Here is a 23,047-nt window from a genome sequence, read left to right as displayed (position 1 = left end):
GCGACCCCCAAATCATCCGACAGGATGGCGTGACTTACATCATGCCGCCCATGCCGCCCATGCCGCCCATGTCGGGCATGCCTGCGCCGCCGCCGGCACCCGGCTTCTCTGGCTTGTCGGCCACCATCGCTTCGGTGGTGATCAGCAGGCCGGCGATCGAGGCAGCGTCTTGCAGTGCGGTGCGCACCACTTTCGCCGGGTCGATCACGCCGTAGGAGAACATGTCGCCATATTCTTCGGTCTGGGCGTTGAAGCCGAACTTGACGTCATCGCTTTCGCGGACCTTGCCGGCCACGACCGAACCGTCAACACCGGCGTTCTCTGCGATCTGACGCAGCGGCGCTTCCAGCGCCTTGCGGACGATCGAGATGCCGACGTTCTGGTCGTTGTTCTCGCCGGTCAGACCTTCGAGGGTCTTCGCGCCTTGAACCAGGGCCACACCGCCGCCGACGACGATGCCTTCCTGGACGGCTGCGCGGGTCGCGTTCAGAGCGTCGTCGACACGGTCCTTGCGCTCTTTCACTTCGACTTCGGTCATGCCGCCAACGCGGATCACGGCAACACCGCCTGCCAGTTTGGCAACGCGCTCTTGCAGCTTCTCACGGTCGTAGTCCGAGGTGGTCTCTTCGATCTGGTTGCGGATCTGGGCGACGCGCGCTTCGATTTCCGCTTTTTCGCCAGCACCGTCGACGATGGTGGTCTCGTCCTTGGTGATCGAGATTTTCTTGGCGGTGCCGAGCATGTCCATGGTGACCGACTCGAGCTTCATGCCGAGGTCTTCCGAGATCACCTGGCCGCCGGTCAGGATCGCGATGTCCTGGAGCATGGCCTTGCGGCGATCGCCGAAGCCCGGTGCCTTGACGGCCGCGATTTTCAGGCCGCCGCGCAGCTTGTTGACCACCAGGGTCGCCAGCGCTTCGCCTTCGACGTCTTCGGCAATGATCAGCAGCGGTTTCTGCGACTGGATCACCTGCTCGAGCAGCGGAACCATCGGCTGGAGCGACGACAGTTTCTTCTCGTGCAGCAGCACCATGCAGTCTTCCAGCTCGGCAATCATCTTGTCCGAGTTGGTGACGAAATAGGGCGACAGGTAGCCGCGGTCGAACTGCATGCCTTCGACGACATCGGTCTCGGTCTCGAGGCCTTTGTTCTCTTCGACGGTGATCACGCCTTCGTTGCCGACTTTCTGCATCGCGTCAGCGATCTGCTGGCCGATTTCCTTCTCGCCGTTGGCGGAGATGGTGCCAACCTGCGCGACTTCGTGGCTGTCCGACACGTCACGTGCGGCCGCCTTGATCGCCTCGACGACTTTCGCGGTCGCCAGGTCGATGCCGCGCTTGAGGTCCATCGGGTTCATGCCCGCTGCGACCGACTTCATGCCTTCGCGCACGATGGCCTGAGCCAGAACGGTCGCGGTGGTGGTGCCGTCACCGGCTTCGTCGTTGGTGCGGGAAGCGACTTCCTTCACCATCTGCGCGCCCATGTTCTCGAACTTGTCTTCCAGTTCGATTTCCTTGGCAACCGACACACCGTCCTTGGTGATGCGCGGCGCGCCGAAGGATTTGTCGAGCACGACGTTGCGGCCTTTGGGGCCGAGGGTCACCTTCACCGCATCGGCGAGGATGTTGACGCCTTTGAGCATCTTGTTGCGGGCATCGGTATCGAATTTGACGTCCTTGGCAGACATTTATGTCTCTCCTTGACTTGAATTTCGTTGGGATTCAGGTGGCGCACCACCCGGCGACACTCAGGCGATGACGCCCATGATGTCGCTTTCCTTCATGATCAGCAGCTCTTCGCCGTCCAGCGTGATCTCGGTGCCCGACCATTTGCCGAACAGGATCTTGTCGCCGGCCTTGACGTCCAGGGCGATCCGGTCGCCGTCGTCGTCGCGCGCGCCTGCGCCCACGGCCACAATTTCACCTTCCTGCGGCTTTTCCTTAGCGCTGTCAGGAATGATCAGCCCGCCTTTGGTTTTCTCTTCGCTCTCAGTGCGACGCACCAGCACGCGGTCATGCAGCGGTGTAAATGCCATCTTTGCAGCTCCTTGGCTCAAAGTTCTGTTCCAGTCTCGCCTCCCCTTGGAGAGGCGTTAGCACTCACCCTGTTTGAGTGCTAACGGCGCATAGCTAGGCAGTTCACGAAGCTCTGTCAACAAGTGGAGCGGGAAAAAAATGCGCCGGGAAAGCCGGGCGGCGCCGGCCTGTGCGACACGCTTTCCATCTGGGGCCCGGAACAGCCGGATGCAACCTTGATGGCGCGAAAGGCGGATGGGCCCCGTGCCGCGGCGCCGATGTGTCCACGCCGCCATAGTGGCTGACGGTATTGCCAGCAAGCCCAACGGATTAGCCGCATCGCGCGCACGGGTTGACGCCGCCGGACGCAGTCGCCACTCTCGAATTTTCATCAGGGGATCCGCGGCATGGCAAACTTTATGATCTCACCCCGGCAGAAGGCGGAATTGGACGGCCCGGGTTATGTCGCCTTTCCCGGCGCCGTGCCGCCGGAACTTCTGGCCCGGCTGCGCGACATGGCCGACCGGCTCGAGGCCCGCGCGCTCGAGGAACATGCCGAGGCCCGCCGGACCGGCAAGGCGGCGGTCTTCGACACCGCGACCGGGCCGGTGCTGGAACGGATCGACAAGCTGCTGGAATGGAGCCCGGAGGAGGTGCTGGACCTGCTGGCCACCCCCGCGATGATGGCCATCGCCCGCGAGTTCTGCGGCGAGACCGCGGTGCCGATGGAGATGGACCTGCTGTACAAGCGCCAGCATCCGAACGGCTATGTGATCTGGCATCAGGGCGCCCAGCATTCGCGGCGCTGGCCCTACCTCAACATCGGCGTCTACCTCGACGACGCCCCGATCGACGATGGCTGCCTGCGCTATGTGCCCGGAACCCAGGGTGACAAGGTCGATATCTGCGCCCTCTCCGGCGAACACGGATGGGACATCCCCGGCTCGGTCGATGTGCCGACGAAGGCCGGCGACATCCTGGTGCAGGACATGATGGTGCTGCATTCCTCGCTGCCCAAGCGCCGCCCCGGCGTGCGCCGCACGATCTATATCGAGATACGGCCCTCGACAGCGATTGTCGCCGACGACTTGAAATCGCAGGACTGGGCCGAGCTGCGGCGCCGCTGGATGGCGCTGGTGGCGGCGCGGGCCGATCCTCTGGACTGGCCGGCAGAGTGGCGCGCCGCACTGCCCGAGGCCGGCCCGGTCGCGGCCGAGGTGGCGGCCATCGCCGCGCTGCACGAGTCGCCGTTGCCGGCGCATTACTGCCATCAGCCGGTCGAACACCCCGACTACCCGGTCCCCGCCGATCTGCGCGAGGCAGGCTAGCGCGGATCAGCCGCCCGGCCCCGCAGCAGCGAGACGATGACGCTGGCGGCAAAGAGCAGCGCGGCGGCGCAGACGATGGTCGGGCCGGTCGGCGAATCGAGCACAAGTGCCAGCTGCACCCCGCCCAGCACCGCGCCGCCGCCCACCATCGCGGCAATGGCGGCCATGGTCTCCGGCGTCGAGGACAGGGGCCGCGCCGCCGCCGCAGGGATGATCAGCATGGCGGCGATCAGCAACACGCCCACCACCTTGATCGCCACCGCCACCACCAACGCCAGTGCCAGGGTCAGTACCATCTGCTCGCGCCGGGGATCGATGCCGGCCGCCCAGGCCAGTTCGTCGCTGAGCGTCGCGGTCAGCAGCGCCTGCCAGCGCCAGAGCATCAGCCCGATCACCGCCGCCGCCCCGCCCCAGATCACCAGAAGATCGGCGCGGCCCACCGCGAGGATATCGCCGAACAGATACGACATCAGGTCGATCCGCACGCCGTCGAGCATCGAGACCGCCACCAGGCCGAAGGCGAGCGAGGAATGCGCCAGCACCCCCAACATGGTGTCGATGGCAAAGCCGCGCCCCGACAGCACCGAAACCGTGGTCGCCATCGCCAGCGCCACGATCAGCGCACCCAGAAAGGGCGAGACCGAAAACGCCAGCGCCAGCGCCACCCCGAGGATCGAGGCATGCGCCGTGGCATCGCCGAAATAGGCCATCCGCCGCCAGACCACGAAACAGCCCAGCGGCGCCGCCGCCAGGGCCACACCAAGGCCCGCCAGCACCGCGCGGACAATGAAATCATCAAGCAGGGTCATTCGGCTGCCTCGGGATTATGGGCATGGTCGTGGTCGCAGCCGGCGTCATGCTCGTGGTCGTGTTCGTGGCGATAAAGGGCCAATGCCCCGCCGGTGCCGGAGCCGAAGAGCGCGCGATAGGCTGGGGCCGAGGCGACGCTCTCGGGGTGGCCCTCACAGCAGACATGGCCATTGAGGCAGATCACCCGGTCAGAGGCGCTCATCACCACGTGCAGATCGTGGCTCACCATCAGCACCGCACAGCCGATCTCGGCGCGCAGGTCCTCGATCCGGCGATAGAAAGCAGCCGCACCGGGCTGATCCAGGCCCTGGGTCGGCTCGTCGAGCAGCAGCAGCTGCGGCTCGTGCAGGATCGCCCGGGCCAGCAGCACCCGTTGCAGCTGTCCCCCGGAGAGCCCGGCCATCGGCCGCGCGCCGAGATCGGCCGCACCGGCCCGGTGCAGCGCCGTGGCGCGGGCCTCAGAAGAGACCCGGCCGGGCAGCGCGAGAAAGCGCGCCACCTGCATCGGCAGGGTCGGATCGATGTGCAGCTTTTGCGGCACATAGCCGATTCGCATGGCGTCTTGCCGGGTGATCCGCCCCTCATAGGGTTTCACCGCGCCGATCAACGCCCGCAAGAGCGTCGATTTGCCCGAGCCGTTGGGGCCGACGACGGTGACGATTTCGCCCTGTTCAATGGCAAAATCCACATTGCTCAGGGCGGGAAAGCTGCCATGACGGATGCTCACGCCCTGCATCGACATTAGGCTCATTCCGGTGCCGCCTCCCGGCAGTTGGGACACAGGCCCTCAGCTTCGATCACCGCGCGTTCGACGGCAAAGCCCGCCTCGTCGGCAAGATCGCGCAAAAGCGTCATGGCGGGGCGGGCGCGGGTCTCGGCCACGGTGTCGCAGGCGCGACAGATCAGGAAGGCCGGCGTATGATCGGCGCCGGGGTGGACGCAGCCGACAAAGGCATTGAGCCGCTCGATCTTGTGGGCAAAGCCGTTCTTCACCAGGAAATCCAGCGCCCGATACACCACCGGCGGCTGCGAACCGAACCCCTCGGCGCCCAGCACCTCGAGCAGGTCATAGGCCCCCATTGCACGATGCTCCGAGAGCAGCACCTCGAGCGTGCGGCGCCGCACCGGGGTGAATTGCAGCCCCCTGGCGACACAATAGGCGTCGGCGGCGGCAACGCCACCGGTCTTGCAAGTCTCGTGATCGTGCTGGTGAAAGCCCACCGGGTCCATATTTTGCCTTTCTGCGTGTTTCGACTTGATACGTAATAACATGCTCTGTATCAAGCGGGAAACGTTATAAGGTAACATACTCCCATGCAGAAACTGCTTTCCCTCCCGTTTTTCCTCGCCGCATCCACCGCCCTGGCCGATGTGCCACAGGTCGCGACCGATATCGCGCCGGTGCACGGCCTCGTGTCCCGGGTGATGCAGGGCGTCGGCACGCCCGAGCTGATCGTGCCGGCCGGCGCCACGCCGCATGATTTCGCGCTGCGCCCGTCACAGGCCCGCGCCTTGCAGAACGCCGACCTGGTGGTCTGGATGGGCCCGGCGCTCGCTCCCTGGCTCGACCGGACGCTCGACAGCCTCTCGCTGGGCGCGGTGATCAACCTCAACACCCGGCCCGAAACCGAGATTCTGGACTGGCGCGCCAGCTTTGACGACGAACATGAAGACGGCCATCCCGCGCATGACGACGACGAACACGACAAGGATGCGCATGAGGCCCACGACGAGGAAGGTCACGCGGAACATGAGGAACACGGGCACGACGATCATGACGATCACGACGACCATGATCACGGCGACACCGACCCGCACAGCTGGCTCGATCCCGAGAACGCCCAGGCCTGGAGCTTGCTGATTGCCGAAGCGCTCGCAGCCGCCGATCCCGACAATGCCGCCACCTACCAGGCGAATGCCGCCGCCGCGGTCGAGGAAATCGCCGCCGCCACCGAGGCCGCAGAGGCGCTCTTGGCGCCGCATCGCGACACGCCGTTCCTCGTCTTCCACGACGCCTATCACTATTTCGAAACACGCTTCGACATTCATGCGGCCGGCTCGGTCTCGCTGGGCGACGCCTCGGCGCCCGGACCGGCGCGGGTGCGCGCATTGCAGGACCGCGTCGCCAAGGAAGGCATTGCCTGCCTCTTCGCCGAACCACAGTTCGATCGCGGGCTGATCGAGACCCTGGCCGAAGGCACCACGGCCCGCATTGCCACGCTCGACCCGCTGGGCAGCGGGATCGAGACCGGCGCCGGCTTCTATCCGGCGCTGATCACCACGATGGCGGAAGACATGGCGGGCTGCCTCAAAGGCTGAGGCACATCAGCCGCGGATCACCTTGGCAAACTGGTTGAAGAGCCGCTCGTTGGCACAGACCACCGTGCGGTCTTCGAGCGGGTCTTCGTCCGGGGTGATCGCTTCGACCAGCGCCCCGGCCTCGCGGGCAATCAACAGCCCGCCGGCCACATCCCAGACCTGCACTTCACGCTCCCAATAGCCGTCGAAACGGCCGGCGGCGACATAGGCCAGGTCAAGCGCCGCGGCGCCCCAGCGGCGCACACCGGCGCAGACCGGCATCAGCCGGCCCAGATCCTTGAGCGTTTCGGGCAAGCCGCGGCGGGTGCCAAAGGGCACGCCGGTGGCAAACAGCGCTTCGGTCATGCCCCGCCGGTCAGAGACCCGCACGCGGGTGTCGTTCATCCAGGCGCCGCCGCCCTTCTCGGCAAAGAACATCTCGTCCTTGGCCGGATCGTAGACCACCGCCGAGACAATCTGGCCCTTGTGCTCGAGTGCGATCGACACCGCCCAATGCGGCAGGCCGTGCATGAAGTTCGAGGTGCCGTCGAGCGGATCGACGATCCAGCGACGGGTCGGGTCCTGCCCTGCCGTCTCGCCGCCCTCTTCGCCGAGGAAGCCATAGGTCGGACGCGCCTCCATCAGCTCGTCGCGGATGATCTTTTCAGCGGCGATATCGGCGCGGGTCACGAAGTCGCCCGCCGCCTTGGACGAGCTTTGCAGGTTCTCGACCTCGCGGAAATCCTTGACCAGAGACCGCCCCGCCTTGCGCGCGGTTTTCATCATGATGTTGAGATTGGCGCTGCCCTGCATATCCGGCTCCTTCGGGGGTCGCCCTGGCCCGGGCGAAAAGCATCAGGCCGCGCGTATACGCGGCCCGGCCGGGCTTGCCAAGGCCGGATCGGCCGATTGCGCAGCGGGATTACTTGTAGATCACACCCTTGTAGCCTTCGGGCGCATAGGCCCTGGGGGCATGGGCCCGGCGCTTGGCCAGATGCTTGCGCCCGCCCGGCGCATTGTGGAAACGTGCGGTGGTATTGGGCGTGCCACAGCAGATCTCGCCATTGGCCAGCACCGGCTGAAGCCCGGCCGGGCAGAAATTGGCCACGCCCGGATAGGGATAGACCAGGGTCTTGCCCGCCCTGGTGGTGCCGTCACCGGTGTAGATGTCATTCCAGGCCAGCGCCGGCGCGGGCCCGAGCGCCAGCAAACCGGCAATCAATGTCGCTTTGGTCAAAGTCATGGGATCCCCCGTGTCAGGATGCAATCGCGCAATAGAATTGCCCCAAAGCTACCCCCTTCCCGCTGCGAGTCAACGAAAGCCTGTGCAACCGCCTGATAAATGTCAGGTTTCTCTCAATGGGTCTGGCGCTGGGGGGTGTCGACCGGATCTTGCGAGTCGCTGAACTCGTCTTCCTCCTCGAGCGGCACGGCATAGGCGCCACTCAGCCATTTCGCCAGGTCGAGATCGGCGCAGCGCTTCGAACAGAACGGCCGGTATTTCGGATCGGACGGCTTGGCGCAGATCGGACAGCTCATGACGCCTCCGGCAAGGGCATGCGCACTCGTGCGCGGTGCAGCTCGTAATGGCCGAGGTTGGTCCAGCCCACCATCGTGGTCTCGACCGCATCGGCCTTGAGCGCGCGGCGCAGCTCGGTCTCGACCGCGCGCCGGTCCTTCTTGGCCATCGGCGCCAGATCGACAACGACCTGCCCGCCCAGGCCCCGCAGACGCAACTGGCGCGGCAGATCGCGCAGCGCCGCCATATTGGCCTTGAGCCCGGCCGCGGGCGACGTATCGCCGCCGGTGTTCACATCCACCGCCACCAGCGCGCGGGTCGGCTCGATATACATGTGACCGGCGCCCTTGAGTGGCACCATCGGGCTGTGCAGGCCTTCGATCAGGTCCAGCACGCCCAGGGCCTCGAAGCTGCCCTCGGCGGTCTCGACCTGCGCCGGCTCGACCCAGTCGCGCCAGGCCAGCACATGCGGCCCGTCGCCTTCGGTCAGCTTTTCCGGCGCGCCCGTCGCATCCGCCAGAACCTGCCGCGCCAGCGTCAGCATGGCGAGGATGTCCTCGGCGATCTCCTCGGCATCCGCCTCGGCGCAGGACGACCGCAGGATCAGCCCCATGTCACGCTCCGGCATCGCCTCATGCGCGATCTCGAGCAGCGCGTCGCGCAGCGCCTCGTCGCGGATCTGCCGCGAGATGTTCAGCCCCGGCGCGCCGGGCGTGACGATGGCATGGCGGCTCTTGAACAACAGCTTCTGCGTCACCGGCACCGCCTTGCCCGGCTCGGCGCTGCCGGTGACCTGCACCAGCAGCGGTTCGCCGGGTTTCAGCCCCTTGACCTGGCGCAGAAAGACCGGCCCGTCGGGCGTCGAGAGGAACATTCCCCCCTGACCCTTCATCGGCCGGTCGGCCCGGGCGCGATAGATCGCGCCCACACGCACGCCCTCGCCGTCGATAAGCAGGTCTTCGAGCCGGCCATCGACCAGCAGCGCCGCCGCCTCGCGGCCGGCGTAATGGTCGAGAACGATCTGGCGGCCCTTCATGCGGCACACTCCCGATAAAGCGGATAGCCCGCCGCTTGCAAAATTCCGGCGGTCTCGGCCAGCGGCAGCCCCATGATCGCCGGGTAAGACCCCTGGATCCACGGGATAAAGGCGCCGGCCATGCCCTGAATGCCATAGCCGCCGGCCTTGCCGCGCCAGTCGCCGGACTGAAGATAGGCGTTCAGCTCCAAATCGCTCAGCCGTTTCATCTTGACCGCGCTGACAACCTCGCGCTCCCAGAGACCTTCGGCGGTCTTCACCGCCACGGCGGTGATCACCTGGTGGCGCCGCCCGCCAAGCTTGGTCAGGAATTCCGCGGCCTCGCCGATATCGGCCGGCTTGCCGAGAATGCGCCGGCCCAGCGCCACCGTGGTATCGGCACAGAGCAGCACCTCGCCCCCGGCCACCGCCAGCGCCTCGGCCTTCTGCCGCGCGATACGGGCGCAATAGGCCCGGGGCAGCTCGCCTTTCAGGGGCGTCTCGTCGATCTCCGGCGCCCGGATCTCGTCCGGCACGACGCCCAAAAGCCCCAGCAGCTCGCGCCGTCTGGGGCTCCCCGATCCCAGGATGAACCTCACGGGAACGCCGGTTACTTGAATCGATAGTTGATCCGACCCTTGGTCAGATCATAGGGGGTCATTTCCACCTGAACCTTGTCGCCGGCCAGAACGCGGATGCGATTCTTGCGCATCTTGCCTGCCGTATGCGCGATGATCTCATGGCCGTTTTCCAGCTCGACCCGAAACGTCGCATTCGGCAGGAGTTCCTTCACGACACCGGGAAATTCGAGCATCTCTTCCTTGGCCATGGTCTCTCCTTTGTTACACACCCCGGCACACAGGCCGGGCGCGCTCTAAATGAGCGCTTGCGGCACGATTTTCAAGGGCTATGTGTGCGAAGATCACGCTTTGTGACAGCTCCCGCGCCCTGCGGCTGCTCCACCCAATGCGCGCGATTGGCCACGACGCCGGCGCGCCGCACGGTCTCCACCGCCCCCTCCGGCACTTCGGCATAGGTCCAGCCCGGCACATTCAGCGCCCCTTCCGCCAGCACCCCGGTCGGCGGGAATCCGAGGTCCGGCGGGCCAAAGACGCCGCCCGCCCCGGTGTTGGTGTCCACCGCCTCGGACCAGGGGCATGCGCCCACCGTGCTCGCCATCGCCACCACGCATTGGCTCTCCAACGCCCGGGCCATCGCCCCGATGCGCACCCGCCAATAGCCGGCCAGCGCCTCGGTGCAGGAGGGCACCAGCAGGATGTCGGCCTCGGACAGCGCCCGCCCGAGCAGTGGAAACTCGCTGTCATAACAGATCAAAATGCCGATCCGCCCCAGATCCGTCTCGATCAGGCAGAGCGGATCGCCCGCCGCCACCCCCCAGGGCGCGCGCTCGAAGCGGGTCATGATCTGCTTGTCCTGATGTGCCATCTCCCCCGAGGGCGCGAACAGCCGCGCCCGGTTCACCGGTCGCGCGCCGCCGGCAAAGATCGGCGCCGAGGCGGCGCAGATATACACGTCATGCGCTGCCGCCAGCCGGGCGTGCAACGCATCCGCCGCCGCCACCCGGTCCGACACCGCATGCAGAGAGCGCTCCAGATCCCCCGCCACCTCCGGCCCGTCCAGCGTCGCCAGTTCCATCGCGCCATATTCCGGGAACAGCAGCAGCTCCGCCCCCTGCCCGGCCGCCTCGGCCACCCAGCCAGAGATCTTCGCCTCATAATCCGCCCAGCTCTCCAGCACGCCCATCGGATAGGCCGCCGTCGCAAGTTTCACCATAATCGCACCTTCTTCTGGTCAAAAATATCCCGGGGGAGTCGCCCCGGGCGACGGGGGCAGAGCCCCCGACCTCAGATCGCGATATCCAGTGTCACCGGATAATGATCCGAGGCCGTCACCAGCGCCTCGCGCAGCTCCCGTGTGCGCCAGCAGGCCGGGTCGTTGAACGGATGCCAGATCCGCCAGTCCGGCCGCCTGGCACACAAATCGGGCGAGACAAAGATATAATCCAGCAGCGCCTGCAAATAGCTGTCCTGCCCGGCAATGTAAAACCGCGCCGTCGTCGGCTGCGCGCCCAGCCGGCGTTGCAGCGCGATGCTGGCATTGGGGTCGTAGAGCCGCGGCCCGTCGCGGCCCTCGCCGCGGATGATCTCGACCGACGAACGGCCGAACAGCGCCTCATATTCATCAAGCCCCGGCCCGTCGTTCAGATCGCCCAGCACGATCAGGCTCTCGCCCGCCGCCAGATGCTCCTCGACCCGCTGGCGCAGCCAGATCGCCTGCGCCAATTGCTTGCGCCGGTTGGCGATCGACAGCCGCATGATCTGATCGCGGGTCTTGGCACCATGCGGCGCCTTGGATTTCAGATGCGCCCCGATCATCCGAAGCCGCTGCCCGCCCGCGGTCTCCACCGCCAGTTCCAGTGGCGGCTTGGAGAACCGCACCCGGTCGCGGCGGGCGTCGAAATCGAGATCGATCTCGAAGGTGCCGTCAAACCGCGGCGCCCCGGCGCTGTCCCGCGGATCGTGACGCACCCGAAGCGCGTCCGGGTCATAAAGCAGCGCGATCTCCTGCTGCGTGGTGTTGGTAAATCCGATCACCGCCCGGCGCGCCCGCAGCCCGAACGTCGCGGCAAAGGTCTCGAGCGCCCGCACCCCGTCGCGGGCCCGGTGACTGTCGGGCGCCTCGATCACCATCACCGCATCGGCATCGAGCGCGGTCAGGACGCTCGCCAGCGCCTCGATCTGTTCGCGTCGGGTGACCTCATGGCGCGCCGACCATGCGTCATCGGCCAGCAACCGGCCCGCGTCATCGAACAGCGCGTCGAACCATTCCACATTGTAGGTCGCGATCCGCATCCCCGCCTCCGGCCTCTCCCCGCGCACTATGCCATCCCGCGATCTCGCCGCAAGCGCGGCCTTGATCGCCCCCGCCGCGCAGATCTGCGCAAAAACCACGCGCGGCGCCCAAAAGACGGTTTTTCCGCCCGCCGCCGCACCTGGTCTCCCCCTGCGACGGCTTGGCCGGTTGAAAATTCGCCACGCCGACGCATATCCATGCGAAATCATTATTAATTCGGGAGGATTTCGATGCTGTTGCGCGCCATCGACCGTTTTTTCAGCCACGAAGCATCGGGAGGCATTCTCTTGATGCTCTCGGCGGTCGCGGCGCTTGTTGTGGCCAATTCCGGCCTTGCCGGGATCTACGACAGCTTTCTCGACGCCCGCCTCGGGCTGATGGTCAATGGTGAGGGGCTCGAGAAACCGGCCATCCTCTGGATCAACGACGGGCTGATGGCGGTCTTCTTCTTTCTCATCGGGCTCGAGCTGAAGCGCGAGATCCTCGAAGGCAAGCTCAAGAACCCGCGTGACGTCATCCTGCCCGGTGCCGCCGCCATCGGCGGCATGGCGCTGCCGGCCCTGGTCTATGTGGCGATCAACTGGGGCAATCCGGCAACGCTGGCCGGCTGGGCCATTCCGGCGGCCACCGACATCGCCTTCGCGCTCGGCATTCTCGCCTTGGTGGGCAGCCGCGCGCCCTCTTCGCTCAAAGTCTTTCTGCTCACCCTGGCCATTCTCGACGACCTGGGGGCCATCGTCATCATTGCCCTGTTCTACACCGCCGACCTCAAGGTGGACTACCTGTTCTCTGCCCTCATCCCTTTGGCGCTGCTGCTGTTTCTCAACTACAAGCGGGTGCACCGGGTAGCCCCGATGATCCTGCTCGGCGCGGTGATGTGGTATTTCGTGCTGAAATCCGGCGTCCATGCCACGCTGGCCGGGGTGATCACCGCCTTCTGCATTCCGATGACCGACAAATGGGGCAAGAGCCCGCTGCATTCGCTGGAACATGGGCTGGCGCCTTACGTGCTCTATTTCATCGTCCCGGTCTTTGCCTTCGCCAATGCCGGCGTGGTGCTTCAGGGCATGAGCCTGTCCGCCCTGCTCGCCCCCCTGCCGCTGGGCATCGCGCTCGGTCTGATCCTCGGCAAGCAGCTCGGAGTCTTCGGGGTCACCTTTGTCCTGGTCAGGAGCGGGCTGACCCGCATGCCGCATGGCGCCAACTGGCTGCACATCTACGGGCTGAGCTGTCTGGCCGGGGTGGGCTTTACCATGTCGCTCTTCATCGGCTCGCTCAGCTTTGACGACGCGCTCCTGATGAACCAGGTGCGGCTTGGCGTGCTCTCGGGATCGCTGGTTTCCGGTCTGATCGGCTATGGCGCACTGATGCTCGCCTCGGATGCGCGCGAAGAGGCCGAACCGGAGGCGGCCGAGGTGGCTTGAGCCAGCCCAGTCGCCGCGCCCGTCACTCGATCTCGTAAGGCAGCACCTTGCGGCTGTCGGGCTGGATGTGCAGCTTCTGCTCGAGGGGCGGGATGGCGCGCTGGTGGCAATGGGTGCGCTCGCAGATCCGGCAGGAAATGCCGATCGGTTCAAAAACCGCCTCCGGCCCGAGGTCGAGCCCGTCGGCGTAGACAAGCTGGCCAGCGTGTTCGACCTCGCAGCCCAGCGACATGGCATAGCGCCGCACCGGTGCGCCGTACCGGCCGCCGCTCTTGGAGATATCGCGGGCGATGGAGATGTACCGCACCCCGTCCGGTGTCTCGGCCAGCTGCCGCAGGAACCGGCCCGGGGTTTCAAAGGCGCGGTGCACGTTCCACAGCGGACAGGCGCCACCAAAGCGGGCGAATTGCAGCCGGGTGGCCGAGTGGCGCTTGGTGATCGTGCCGGCCTGATCGACCCTGACAAAGAAGAAGGGCACGCCCTTGGCGCCCGGCCGCTGCAAAGTCGAAAGCCGATGCGCCACCTGTTCGATCGAGGCGCCGAAACGGGTGGCGAGGCGTTCGAGATCATGCCGGGTCTCGCGGGCGGCGGCGAGGAAGGGGCCATAAGGCATGAGCGCGGCACCGGCAAAATAGTTCGCCAGCCCGATATGGGCGATGGCGCGGGCGGTGTCGGACTGAAAGCGGGCCAGGTCGAGCGTCGCCTGCAACAGCTTGTCCTGCTGCAAGAGCGCCATTTGCAGCAGGAGCTGAAAGTTGCGGGTCTCGGGCGCGGCCCGGTCCGAAAGCGTGACCGTGCCGGTCGCGCGGTCAAACTGGCGCAGGGTGTCGGTGGCGGCAATGCACAGCGTGATCCCCTGCCCTTTCAGCCAGGCCTCGGCGGCGGCGGGCACATCACCGCGCCGGGCAGTGGCGGCGAAATTCTCGGCCGCCCGGTCGACCGCATCTATGTAATTGTCGCAATAGTGAAAGAAGTCGCGCACCTCCTCCCAGGGGCTGAGCTGCAAGCCGCCGCCCTCGTGCCCCAGCGCCGCATCGAGCGAGGCCAGCCGCTCATGGGTCTGGCGATAGGCGCGGTGCAGCTCGAGAAAGGCGCGCGCCAGTGCCGGGGCGTTCGACGCGGTGAGCCGCAGATCGGCCAGCGGCGGCGCACCGGCCTCGTCCTGGTTGAACACCGGATCGGCCAGCGCCTCGCGCATGTCCGAGACCAGCCGCTCGGCATCGCCGGAACTGAGCTCGGTGACATCGAAGCCGAACTCCTGCGCCAGCGCCAGCACCACGGTGGTGCTGACGGGGCGGTTGTTGTTCTCCATCTGGTTGAGATAGGGCAGCGAGACGCCAAGCTTGCCAGCGAAATCCTTCTGGGTCAGGCCCAGCCGCGTGCGGGTTTCCCGCAGCTTGGCGCCGGCATAGAGTTTCTGTGTGGCCATGAGCGTGCCTTTGCGAATTTGCGTCGCGCGCAGGCTAGCTTTGCAAATCCAACCGGGCAAGGTGCCACGCGGCCGCAGATCCCCTGCCCCGCCGGATCAGACCATCCCCAGCCGCCGTTCGCGCCGGATGACCAGGGTGATCGCCGCCATACCCAGCAGTCCTGTGAGCAACATCAGCCACAGCAGCGGCCACGGCCCGGTGCCGGGTTGCAGCAGAACGCCCGCCAGCGCCGAGAGCCCGGCGCCGCCGCCGATCATGATCGCCCCGCCAAGCCCGCTGGCGGTGCCCGCCAGATGCGGCCGGACCGAAAGCGTGCCGGCGGTGGCATTGGGAATGCACAGCCCGTTGCCGAAGCCGACGAATGTCATGAAGCCGAAGAAGCTCAGCGCCGAGCCGTGGCCGGCGGCAAAGACCGCCATCGACAGCAGCAATCCGACGGTGTTGGCCCAGCAGCCCCAGAGGATCATGCGGTTGATCCCGACCCGAACCGAGAACTTGCCCGAGATACCGTTGCCGATCATGTAGCCCACCGCCGGCGCGCCGAACAGCAGGCCGAGCAGCGCGGGGTCGAGCGAAAAAACCACCGATCCGACAAAGGGCGCGCCGCCGAGATAGGCAAAGAACGAGCCCGACGAAAAAGCCGCCGCAAGGGCATACCCCCAGAAGCGCGGCGCGCGGATCAGCTCCGGGTAATCCCGGAACTGCCGCAGCAGAGTCTGACCCGACCGCATCTTGGTCTCGCCCAGATCGCGCCAGGCCAGCCAGAGGGTCGCCAGCCCGGTGACAAAGAGCAGCCAGAACGAGGCCTTCCAGCCCCAGAGCTCGTCGAGAACCCCGCCGATCATTGGGCCGATCATCGGCACCACCGCCATGCCCATGGTGACATAGCCGATCATCGAGGCCGCCTGATCCTGGGGCACCATGTCGCGCACCACCGCCCGGCTCAGCACCATGGCCACCACCACGGCGGCCTGGGCCATGCGGCAGATCAGGAAAATCGTGACATTGGGGGCAAAGATGCAGCCTAGCGTCGCAAGCACAAAGATCACCAGCCCGCCCAGGATCACCGGCCGGCGGCCCATCTGATCCGACATCGGCCCGACGACAAGCTGAAGACAGGCATTCACCCCAAGGTAGATCGCGACCGAGAGCTGCATCAGCCGGTAGTCGGTGTCGAAATAGGCGGTCATCCCCGGCAGCGACGGCAGGAAGATGTTCATCGCCAGAGCCGCCATGCCAGCAAGCAGGATCAGCGTCAGGATATGCGGCGGGGTGGTTCGGTCAAGAAATCTGACCACGGGGGAAACAGCCATGAAAAAGGCTTACGCCCGCTTTGCAGGCATGTCCATTATCTCGCCCCTGCAAACTGTAGGCCCGATCCGCACAATGACCTGTGCATTTTTGCAAAGGCCGACTCGCGTCAAACGTGTATTTTGCAAATATTCCAAATCAGCCGCGAGCTTATTTGCAAATATTCCACCTTTACCTTGTGTCGTCGCTGCATCGCAGTATGGTCTCGCGGAAACATGCAAGGGGCCGATGATGACCGACATTCTTCAGGAACTCGAAGACCGCCGCCAGGACGCCCGGATGGGGGGCGGACAGAAACGCATCGACGCGCAGCATGCCAAGGGCAAGCTGACCGCACGCGAGCGGATCGAGCTCTTGCTCGACGAGGACAGTTTCGAGGAATACGACACGTTCGTCACCCACCGCTGCACCGATTTCGGCATGGAGGACAATGCCCCCGCCGGGGACGGCGTGGTGACCGGCTGGGGCACGGTCAACGGCCGCATGGTCTATGTCTACAGCCAGGATTTCACCGTCCTCGGCGGCTCGGTCAGCGCCACCCACGCCCAGAAGATCTGCAAGATCATGGATATGGCGGTGCAGAACGGCGCCCCGGTGATCGGCCTCAACGACAGCGGCGGCGCCCGCATCCAGGAAGGCGTCGACGCGCTGGCGGGCTATGCCGAGATCTTCCAGCGCAACATCATGGCCTCGGGTGTGGTGCCGCAGATCTCGGTCATCATGGGGCCCTGTGCCGGCGGCGCGGTCTATTCTCCGGCGATGACCGATTTCATCTTCATGGTGAAAGACAGCTCTTACATGTTCGTCACCGGCCCCGACGTGGTGAAGACCGTGACCAACGAACAGGTCACCGCCGAAGAGCTGGGCGGCGCCTCGACCCACACCCGCAAATCCAGCGTCGCCGACGGCGCCTTCGAAAATGACGTCGAAGCGCTGGCCGAGGTGCGCCGGCTGGTCGATTTCCTGCCGCTCAACAACCGCGAAAAGCCGCCGGTACGGCCGTTCTTCGACGATGTGAACCGGCTGGAAAACAGTCTCGACACGCTGGTGCCGGAAAACGCCAACACGCCCTACGACATGAAAGAGCTGATCCACAAAACGGCGGACGAAGGCGATTTCTACGAGATCCAGGAGGATTTCGCCAAGAACATCATCACCGGTTTCATCCGCCTCGAAGGCCAGACCGTCGGCGTCGTTGCCAACCAGCCGATGGTGCTGGCCGGCTGTCTCGACATCGATTCGTCGCGCAAGGCGGCCCGGTTCGTGCGATTCTGCGATGCGTTCGAGGTGCCGATTCTCACCTTCGTCGACGTGCCCGGCTTCCTGCCCGGTACCAGCCAGGAATATGGCGGCGTCATCAAGCACGGCGCCAAGCTGCTGTTCGCCTATGGCGAGGCGACGGTGCCCAAGGTGACCGTGATCACCCGCAAGGCCTATGGCGGCGCCTACGACGTGATGGCGTCCAAGCACCTGCGCGGCGACATGAACTATGCCTGGCCCACCGCCGAGATCGCGGTGATGGGCGCCAAAGGGGCGACCGAGATCCTCTATCGCTCGGAACTGGGCGACCCGGACAAGATCGCCAAGCGCACCAAGGATTACGAGGACCGTTTCGCCAACCCCTTCGTGGCGGCCGAGCGGGGCTTTATCGACGAGGTGATCATGCCGCATTCCACCCGCAAGCGGGTGAGCCGGGCCTTTGCCGCCCTGCGCAGCAAGAAGCTCACCAACCCATGGAAGAAACACGACAATATTCCGCTGTAACCGGCCTTAACGGCCGGCCCACCCGACCCGAGAAGGGCCTGCGACGGCCCGAGGAGACGCTCGCGTGAGCAAGACCTGGCACATCCGGCGCGACGCCTGTGGGCTGACCCTGTCCCGCCGGCCGGAGGCGCGGTTCGACGTTGCGGCCCGGGCCGAGTTTCCGCCGCTGCGGATGCTGCCCCTGGCGCATATGATCCGTCAGGACATGTGGCGCCGGCTGCGCCGCCTGCGCGGATTCGCACCGGCGGTGCAGGTCACACGAACCGGTGCCGGCCTCACCGTCACCGCCGGCGGCAGCGTCACCGCGGCCTTTCCCAAGGCGCGGACCGAAGCACAGATCGGAGACTTGCTGCACGACCCCGAACTGCGGGCGCGCTGGCAACGATGTGCCCTGTTGACCGGGGGGAAAGTTCTGATATGACCTTTATTCACGTCAAGTTTACTGCGGCGCGAGGGGGAACCACACGCCGCGCAGCCCCGCCGGGAGGAGCTCGGAAACGAGGGCGGGGCTGCCACTTGATTTTACCCGCGATTGCAATGCTCTGGGCCACCACCGCCCCGGCCGCCGCTACCGATCCGACGCAGATCGAGGCGCCGTCAGGGCTTCGGGTCGTGCTTCAGGACTACCGCGACGAGACCGATACACCGCTCGCCATCTTCCGCGCCCGATTCGTCGCCCCCGATCTCGAGCAGGCCGCCGAGACCATGGAAGCGGTGTTTTCCGACATGGAATACCTCTGCAATACGGTCGCCCTGCCCGAGCTCGCAACCCGCGGCCTCCCCGCCCAACGCGTCGTCGTATCACTTAGTTCCGAGCCGCTCGAATTCGGCACAATCGCACCCGATGTGGCACAGTTCTTCGAGAGCTACTCCATCGAGGATGCCACCTGCATCTGGGAGTTGTTCTGATGCGCCTACTATATCTTGCGGAGTCCTCGCAGAAGTTCCCCGATATTGCGGCTTTCTCGCCACATGAGTGTGGACCCGTCGAAAACCCGTATATTTCCGGGATGTTATCTACTAAAGTTAAGACGGGTTACACCCAAGTGACCTTACCTTTGTGTCGGTATGGGGCCTCGCCGTGTGCGCGGATCCCTGCCGTTGTGACTGACAGGAGAAATTTATGTCCAAGAGCCTCAAGCTCATCGCAGCACTTGGCCTCTTCACCGTTGTCGCGGCATGCGCCCAGCAGCAGGAAGAGGAATTCATCGTTGTCGATCCGGAGCCGATTTCGGTCGAGCCCGTTTATACCGGCAAATACAAGTAAGACACGATCGGAACAGGCCCCCGGGCCTGTTCCGCTTCTGCCCGCCTCTTTCCGGGAGGGCGCGGCATGATCAAGCATCGCGGTTTCCCCGGCCGCCTTCCCGGCACCGATTTTCAGTTTACCGTCCGCCGCCCCAATCCCAAGGGCGCAACGCCGATCATCCGGCGCGAACGCTACCGCGACCGCCGCGCCCCCGACCGGCGCGCCGATCTGTGGTTTCTTGCCGCGCTCTGGCAGCAATTCGGCGCCGAACCTTTCGAACGCGGCAACCTCGACGCCGGCCGGCTGAGCTGGCTCTTCGGCCGCGAGGTGCTGCCCTATGACGATCCGTTCGACCCCGAGGACTACGAGGCCCGCCTGATCATCGACGAAGAGGCCGCCCGACGCGCCTTTCCCGACGCCTTCGAAGACGGCGGCACCTGGTGATGAGCGCCTTTACGCGCACCCCGGCCGCAAACGCGCGGAGCCTTGCCGATCACCGCCGACCGGCGCCCCGGCCCTTGGCACCGGCGCGGGCCCGCCGCAGTGTCGCCGGGATAACTGTGTGGTCGGGTGTCCAATCGTTCCCGGCAGATCACCGTTACCCTTTGACCTGCGGGCGGTCTTGCGTGTCCCCTTCGCAACCGCCCGCGTCTTTTGCCCCGGCCCGATTTGCCGCGACCCCAGGCACAGGGCCCCGCCCTGCCTGTCGCCAATCAGCATCACTTCGGCGCGCTTTGCACACGCAAAGGGTTACGTGGCGCAGTAATCTCGTTACTCTCCCGTGTCAGAAGCTTCTGGCAAAAGAGGCAAGACATGAGAGCGGTCAGACAGAGTCAGTTGATTGTGGTATTGGTGTCCGCAGTGGCCATGCCATCGGCGTGCAGCCATGCGATGACCGGGTCGCTGCACCGTTAATTCCGTCTCCTCTCACCACCTTTGCACGGCCTCCGGCGTCTGATGCGCCGCGAGGCCGTTTTGCCGTGTTCAGCCAGACCAAGAAGGACCACCCATGTTCAACAAGATCCTGATCGCCAACCGTGGCGAGATTGCCTGCCGTGTCATCAAATCGGCCCGCAAGATGGGCATCCAGACCGTGGCCGTCTATTCCGATGCCGACAAGCACGCGCTGCATGTGAAAATGGCCGACGAGGCCGTGCACATCGGCCCGCCGCAGGCCAACCAGTCCTATATCGTGATCGACAAGATCATGGCCGCGATCAAGGCGACCGGCGCCCAGGCGGTGCACCCGGGCTATGGCTTCCTGTCCGAGAACCCGAAATTCGCCGAGGCGCTCGACGCCGCCGGGATGGCCTTTGTCGGCCCGCCCAAGGGCGCGATCGAAGCGATGGGCGACAAGATCACCTCGAAGAAGATCGCCCAGGAGGCCGATGTCTCGACCGTGCCGGGCTATATGGGGCTGATCGAGGACGCCGAGGAGGCGGTGAAGATCTCGAACGAGATCGGCTATCCGGTGATGATCAAGGCCTCCGCCGGCGGCGGCGGCAAGGGCATGCGCATCGCCTGGAACGACGACGAGGCGCGCGAGGGCTTCCAGTCATCCAAGAACGAAGCCGCCTCGAGCTTTGGCGATGACCGCATCTTCATCGAGAAATTCGTCACCCAGCCGCGCCATATCGAAATCCAGGTGCTGGCCGACGGCCATGGCAACGCGGTCTATCTGGGCGAGCGGGAATGCTCGATCCAGCGCCGCAACCAGAAGGTCATCGAAGAGGCGCCCTCGCCCTTTCTCGACGAAGCCACGCGCAAGGCGATGGGCGAACAGGCCGTCGCCCTGGCCAAGGCGGTGGGCTACGCCAGCGCCGGCACCGTGGAATTCATCGTCGACGGCAACAAGAACTTCTACTTTCTCGAGATGAACACCCGGCTTCAGGTCGAACACCCGGTGACCGAGCTGATCACCGGCGTCGATCTTGTGGAACAGATGATCCGCGTCGCCGCCGGCGAGAAGCTGTCGATCACCCAGGAGGACGTGAAGCTGACCGGCTGGGCGGTGGAAAGCCGGCTTTATGCCGAAGACCCCTACCGCAATTTCCTGCCCTCGATCGGCCGCCTGACCCGCTACCGCCCGCCGGCCGAGGTGGCCGCCGGCCCGCTGTTGGCCAATGACACATGGCAGGGCGAGGCGCCTTCGGGGCCCAATGCGGTGCGCAATGACACCGGCGTTTTCGAGGGCGGCGAGATCTCCATGTATTACGACCCGATGATCGCCAAGCTCTGCACCTGGGCGCCGACCCGGGCCGAGGCGATCGAGGCGATGCGGGTGGCGCTCGACAGCTTCGAGGTTGAGGGCATCGGCCACAACATCCCTTTCCTCAGCGCGGTGATGGATCACCCCAAGTTCGTCTCGGGCGAGATGACCACCGCCTTCATTGCCGAGGAATATCCCGACGGCTTCGCCGGTGTGACGCTGGAGGACGCCGCCCTGCGCCAGATCGCGGCTTGCACCGCGGCGATGAACCGGGTTGCCGAAATCCGCCGCACCCGCGTGTCCGGCCGGCTCGACAACCACGAGCGCCGGGTCGACAATCAGGCCACGGTCACGCTTCAGGGCCAGACCTACAACGTGACCATCGCCCCCTACTCCGGCGGTGCCGATGTCAGCTTTGAAGACGGCGGTTCGCTGCGGGTCGAAGGTGACTGGACCCCGGGCAGGACGCTGGCCGAAATGACCGTGGACGGCAAGCCGCTGGTGCTCAAGGTCGACAAGATCACACATGGCTTCCGCATCCGCTCGCGTGGCGCCGACATGAAGGTGCATGTGCGCTCGCGCCGTCAGGCCGAGCTGGCCGCGCTGATGCCCGAGAAACTGCCGCCGGACACCTCGAAGATGCTGCTCTGCCCGATGCCCGGGCTGATCGTGAAGGTCGATGTCGAGGTCGGGCAGGACGTCCAGGAGGGTCAGGCACTCTGCACCGTCGAGGCGATGAAGATGGAGAACATCCTGCGCGCCGAACGCAGCGGCGTGGTGTCCAAGATCAATGCCGGCGCCGGCGACAGCCTGGCGGTGGACGACGTGATCATGGAATTCGAGTAACCCGGCCATGTCTGCTTTGGGGTGGATAGCGATCTTTCTGGCGGTCTGGCTGGCGCTGAGCGCCACCACCACCGGCATCGCGCTGCCCGACCCCATGGCGCTGCTGGCGGCCGTTCTGCTCTTGCTGGTTGCGTTGCTGGCGGTCTACCGGTGGCGCGGCGAGGTCGACCTGTTGCGCATGTTGCGGCGCGGCGGGATGGTGCTCCTGCCGATCCTGCTGGCGGCACTGGTGCCAATCGTTCTGGTGTTCTCCGGCGACGGGCTGGACGTGCGGTTACGGCAGGCGGCGCTGGCCGGGTTGATCATCGTCACCGGCTGGCTGGCCACCTTCATCTTTCAGGAGGAACGCCGCCAGCGCGACCGCAGCGAGCAGGAGCTTGACCTGTTGATGGCGCTGCGCAGCGAGGTCTTTACCATCGTCGAAAAGCTCGACAAGCACCCGATCACCCGGCAGGCGGAAGAGGTGGAGCGCAATATCGCCATGGGCGGCGATGATCCGACCGGGGCCTATTTTCCATTTTCCGCCTCGGAAAGCCCGGCCACGGTCTATGACGCCGTGTCGGGCCAGTTGCATGTGATCAATGCCGCGACGCTGGAACCGGTCCTGCGGTTCTATGCGGCCTTTTCGGAACTGGGCACCATGGTCGCCGACACCCACCGCGCCGAATTCCCCCGGCTAGAAGCCCGGCGGCGCATCACCCTGCACAAGGAGCTGACACAGCAAAGACGCGCGACCCTCTATTGGGGGCTGCGGGCGCTGGAGGACATCAATCTGAAGATCGGCGTGCCGAATCCGGAAGCGATTCCGCGGTCGGGCAAGAACGAGGATGTGACGCTATGACCGCGCGATCAGAAATCGCCGCCGCCACCGGGGCCGCCGGGCGTCTTTTCGGGCTGTTTCGGCTGATACCGCGCTTTCAGCATCCGCGCACCTCATCTGGTTGGCCCGCGACAC

Annotated in this window: 25 protein-coding genes; 10 read left to right on the top strand and 15 right to left on the bottom strand. The window is 65.5% G+C overall.

All coding sequences use genetic code 11. The features are described from left to right. Positions 1 to 34 precede the first annotated feature (34 nt). Both groL and groES read right to left on the bottom strand, forming a co-directional pair. Positions 35 to 1,687, bottom strand: a complete 1,653-nt coding sequence (gene groL, locus BMW90_RS01065) for a chaperonin GroEL (RefSeq protein ID WP_048529903.1) — start codon at positions 1,685 to 1,687, stop codon at positions 35 to 37. A gap of 60 nt (positions 1,688 to 1,747) precedes the next feature. Beyond that, entirely contained in the window at positions 1,748 to 2,035 is a 288-nt protein-coding gene (gene groES, locus BMW90_RS01060) for a co-chaperone GroES (protein WP_048529901.1), read from the bottom strand. Positions 2,036 to 2,422: 387 nt separating this feature from the next. Here groES and BMW90_RS01055 point away from each other — a divergent pair, with 387 nt between their 5' ends. After that, positions 2,423 to 3,343, top strand: coding sequence for a phytanoyl-CoA dioxygenase family protein (locus BMW90_RS01055; protein ID WP_211568823.1), 921 nt, complete (start codon positions 2,423 to 2,425; stop codon positions 3,341 to 3,343). Here BMW90_RS01055 and BMW90_RS01050 read toward each other — a convergent pair. From BMW90_RS01050 to BMW90_RS01040, 3 genes are read right to left on the bottom strand one after another with little or no spacing between them, the layout of a single operon-like run. Then, entirely contained in the window at positions 3,340 to 4,152 is an 813-nt protein-coding gene (locus BMW90_RS01050; RefSeq protein WP_074834375.1) for a metal ABC transporter permease, read from the bottom strand. The two genes, BMW90_RS01055 and BMW90_RS01050, sit on opposite strands and share 4 nt — an antisense overlap. Continuing rightward, positions 4,149 to 4,904, bottom strand: coding sequence for an ATP-binding cassette domain-containing protein (locus BMW90_RS01045; RefSeq protein ID WP_048529895.1), 756 nt, complete (start codon positions 4,902 to 4,904; stop codon positions 4,149 to 4,151). Before BMW90_RS01045 ends, BMW90_RS01050 begins: the two co-directional genes overlap by 4 nt. Continuing rightward, positions 4,901 to 5,383, bottom strand: coding sequence for a helix-turn-helix domain-containing protein (locus tag BMW90_RS01040; protein ID WP_048529893.1), 483 nt, complete (start codon positions 5,381 to 5,383; stop codon positions 4,901 to 4,903). Before BMW90_RS01040 ends, BMW90_RS01045 begins: the two co-directional genes overlap by 4 nt. 84 nt (positions 5,384 to 5,467) lie before the next feature. Here BMW90_RS01040 and BMW90_RS01035 point away from each other — a divergent pair, with 84 nt between their 5' ends. Then, positions 5,468 to 6,472 (top strand): zinc ABC transporter substrate-binding protein, encoded by a 1,005-nt coding sequence (locus BMW90_RS01035; protein ID WP_074834373.1) that lies wholly within the window; start codon positions 5,468 to 5,470, stop codon positions 6,470 to 6,472. 6 nt (positions 6,473 to 6,478) lie between these two features. On the opposite strand, the gene BMW90_RS01030 is transcribed toward BMW90_RS01035, so the two are convergent. The 8 genes from BMW90_RS01030 to BMW90_RS00995 form a co-directional block, all read right to left on the bottom strand. Then, positions 6,479 to 7,264 carry an inositol monophosphatase family protein gene (locus tag BMW90_RS01030; protein WP_074834372.1) on the bottom strand — a complete coding sequence of 262 codons (786 nt, stop codon included), beginning with the start codon at positions 7,262 to 7,264 and terminating at the stop codon, positions 6,479 to 6,481. A gap of 109 nt (positions 7,265 to 7,373) precedes the next feature. Further along, on the bottom strand, positions 7,374 to 7,694 hold the full coding sequence (locus BMW90_RS01025) for a hypothetical protein (RefSeq protein ID WP_074834370.1): 321 nt from the start codon (positions 7,692 to 7,694) through the stop codon (positions 7,374 to 7,376). A gap of 113 nt (positions 7,695 to 7,807) precedes the next feature. Further along, positions 7,808 to 7,990, bottom strand: a complete 183-nt coding sequence (locus BMW90_RS01020; protein WP_074834369.1) for a DNA gyrase inhibitor YacG — start codon at positions 7,988 to 7,990, stop codon at positions 7,808 to 7,810. After that, a complete protein-coding gene (locus BMW90_RS01015; protein WP_074834367.1) occupies positions 7,987 to 9,006 on the bottom strand; it encodes a ribonuclease E/G in 1,020 nt (339 codons plus the stop codon). Before BMW90_RS01015 ends, BMW90_RS01020 begins: the two co-directional genes overlap by 4 nt. After that, a complete protein-coding gene (locus BMW90_RS01010; protein WP_048529882.1) occupies positions 9,003 to 9,584 on the bottom strand; it encodes a Maf family protein in 582 nt (193 codons plus the stop codon). Before BMW90_RS01010 ends, BMW90_RS01015 begins: the two co-directional genes overlap by 4 nt. An 11-nt stretch (positions 9,585 to 9,595) precedes the next feature. Continuing rightward, positions 9,596 to 9,814: a translation initiation factor IF-1 gene (gene infA / locus BMW90_RS01005; RefSeq protein ID WP_011455993.1), complete on the bottom strand. Its 219-nt coding sequence runs from the start codon at positions 9,812 to 9,814 to the stop codon at positions 9,596 to 9,598. A gap of 71 nt (positions 9,815 to 9,885) precedes the next feature. Further along, positions 9,886 to 10,776: a carbon-nitrogen hydrolase family protein gene (locus BMW90_RS01000; RefSeq protein ID WP_074834837.1), complete on the bottom strand. Its 891-nt coding sequence runs from the start codon at positions 10,774 to 10,776 to the stop codon at positions 9,886 to 9,888. A 74-nt stretch (positions 10,777 to 10,850) separates the two neighbouring features. After that, complete coding sequence (locus BMW90_RS00995) at positions 10,851 to 11,858, bottom strand: endonuclease/exonuclease/phosphatase family protein (RefSeq protein ID WP_074834366.1); 1,008 nt, start codon at positions 11,856 to 11,858, stop codon at positions 10,851 to 10,853. A 231-nt stretch (positions 11,859 to 12,089) separates the two neighbouring features. On the opposite strand from BMW90_RS00995, the gene nhaA reads away from it, so the two are divergent. Next, on the top strand, positions 12,090 to 13,283 hold the full coding sequence (nhaA, locus tag BMW90_RS00990) for a Na+/H+ antiporter NhaA (RefSeq protein ID WP_074834364.1): 1,194 nt from the start codon (positions 12,090 to 12,092) through the stop codon (positions 13,281 to 13,283). A gap of 22 nt (positions 13,284 to 13,305) precedes the next feature. On the opposite strand, the gene BMW90_RS00985 is transcribed toward nhaA, so the two are convergent. Together BMW90_RS00985 and BMW90_RS00980 are read right to left on the bottom strand one after the other, a co-directional pair. Next, positions 13,306 to 14,712, bottom strand: coding sequence for a helix-turn-helix domain-containing protein (locus BMW90_RS00985; RefSeq protein WP_074834363.1), 1,407 nt, complete (start codon positions 14,710 to 14,712; stop codon positions 13,306 to 13,308). Between the two features lie 96 nt (positions 14,713 to 14,808). Beyond that, on the bottom strand, positions 14,809 to 16,026 hold the full coding sequence (locus BMW90_RS00980; RefSeq protein WP_074834361.1) for a multidrug effflux MFS transporter: 1,218 nt from the start codon (positions 16,024 to 16,026) through the stop codon (positions 14,809 to 14,811). A 229-nt stretch (positions 16,027 to 16,255) separates the two neighbouring features. Here BMW90_RS00980 and BMW90_RS00975 point away from each other — a divergent pair, with 229 nt between their 5' ends. From BMW90_RS00975 to BMW90_RS00950, 7 genes are all read left to right on the top strand, one after another. Next, positions 16,256 to 17,788: an acyl-CoA carboxylase subunit beta gene (locus BMW90_RS00975; RefSeq protein WP_048533668.1), complete on the top strand. Its 1,533-nt coding sequence runs from the start codon at positions 16,256 to 16,258 to the stop codon at positions 17,786 to 17,788. A gap of 64 nt (positions 17,789 to 17,852) precedes the next feature. Then, entirely contained in the window at positions 17,853 to 18,209 is a 357-nt protein-coding gene (locus tag BMW90_RS00970; protein WP_074834360.1) for a hypothetical protein, read from the top strand. A gap of 116 nt (positions 18,210 to 18,325) precedes the next feature. Continuing rightward, the gene (locus BMW90_RS00965) at positions 18,326 to 18,697 is read left to right on the top strand and encodes a DUF6497 family protein (protein ID WP_048529871.1); all 372 of its coding nucleotides are present in this window, start codon (positions 18,326 to 18,328) and stop codon (positions 18,695 to 18,697) included. A 214-nt stretch (positions 18,698 to 18,911) separates the two neighbouring features. After that, on the top strand, positions 18,912 to 19,055 hold the full coding sequence (locus BMW90_RS26570) for a hypothetical protein (RefSeq protein WP_170850485.1): 144 nt from the start codon (positions 18,912 to 18,914) through the stop codon (positions 19,053 to 19,055). A 66-nt stretch (positions 19,056 to 19,121) separates the two neighbouring features. Then, the gene (locus BMW90_RS00960) at positions 19,122 to 19,481 is read left to right on the top strand and encodes a hypothetical protein (protein WP_048529869.1); all 360 of its coding nucleotides are present in this window, start codon (positions 19,122 to 19,124) and stop codon (positions 19,479 to 19,481) included. A gap of 565 nt (positions 19,482 to 20,046) precedes the next feature. After that, positions 20,047 to 22,092 carry an acetyl-CoA carboxylase biotin carboxylase subunit gene (locus BMW90_RS00955; RefSeq protein ID WP_074834358.1) on the top strand — a complete coding sequence of 682 codons (2,046 nt, stop codon included), beginning with the start codon at positions 20,047 to 20,049 and terminating at the stop codon, positions 22,090 to 22,092. A 7-nt stretch (positions 22,093 to 22,099) separates the two neighbouring features. Continuing rightward, positions 22,100 to 22,933 carry a hypothetical protein gene (locus BMW90_RS00950; RefSeq protein WP_139211147.1) on the top strand — a complete coding sequence of 278 codons (834 nt, stop codon included), beginning with the start codon at positions 22,100 to 22,102 and terminating at the stop codon, positions 22,931 to 22,933. The last annotated feature ends 114 nt before the right edge of the window (positions 22,934 to 23,047 follow it).

The sequence above is a fragment of the Marinovum algicola genome (genome assembly GCF_900109145.1).
Taxonomy (GTDB): domain Bacteria; phylum Pseudomonadota; class Alphaproteobacteria; order Rhodobacterales; family Rhodobacteraceae; genus Marinovum; species Marinovum algicola.
Note: the sequence above shows the minus strand (reverse complement) of the source record. Positions and strands in the feature narration are given on the sequence as shown.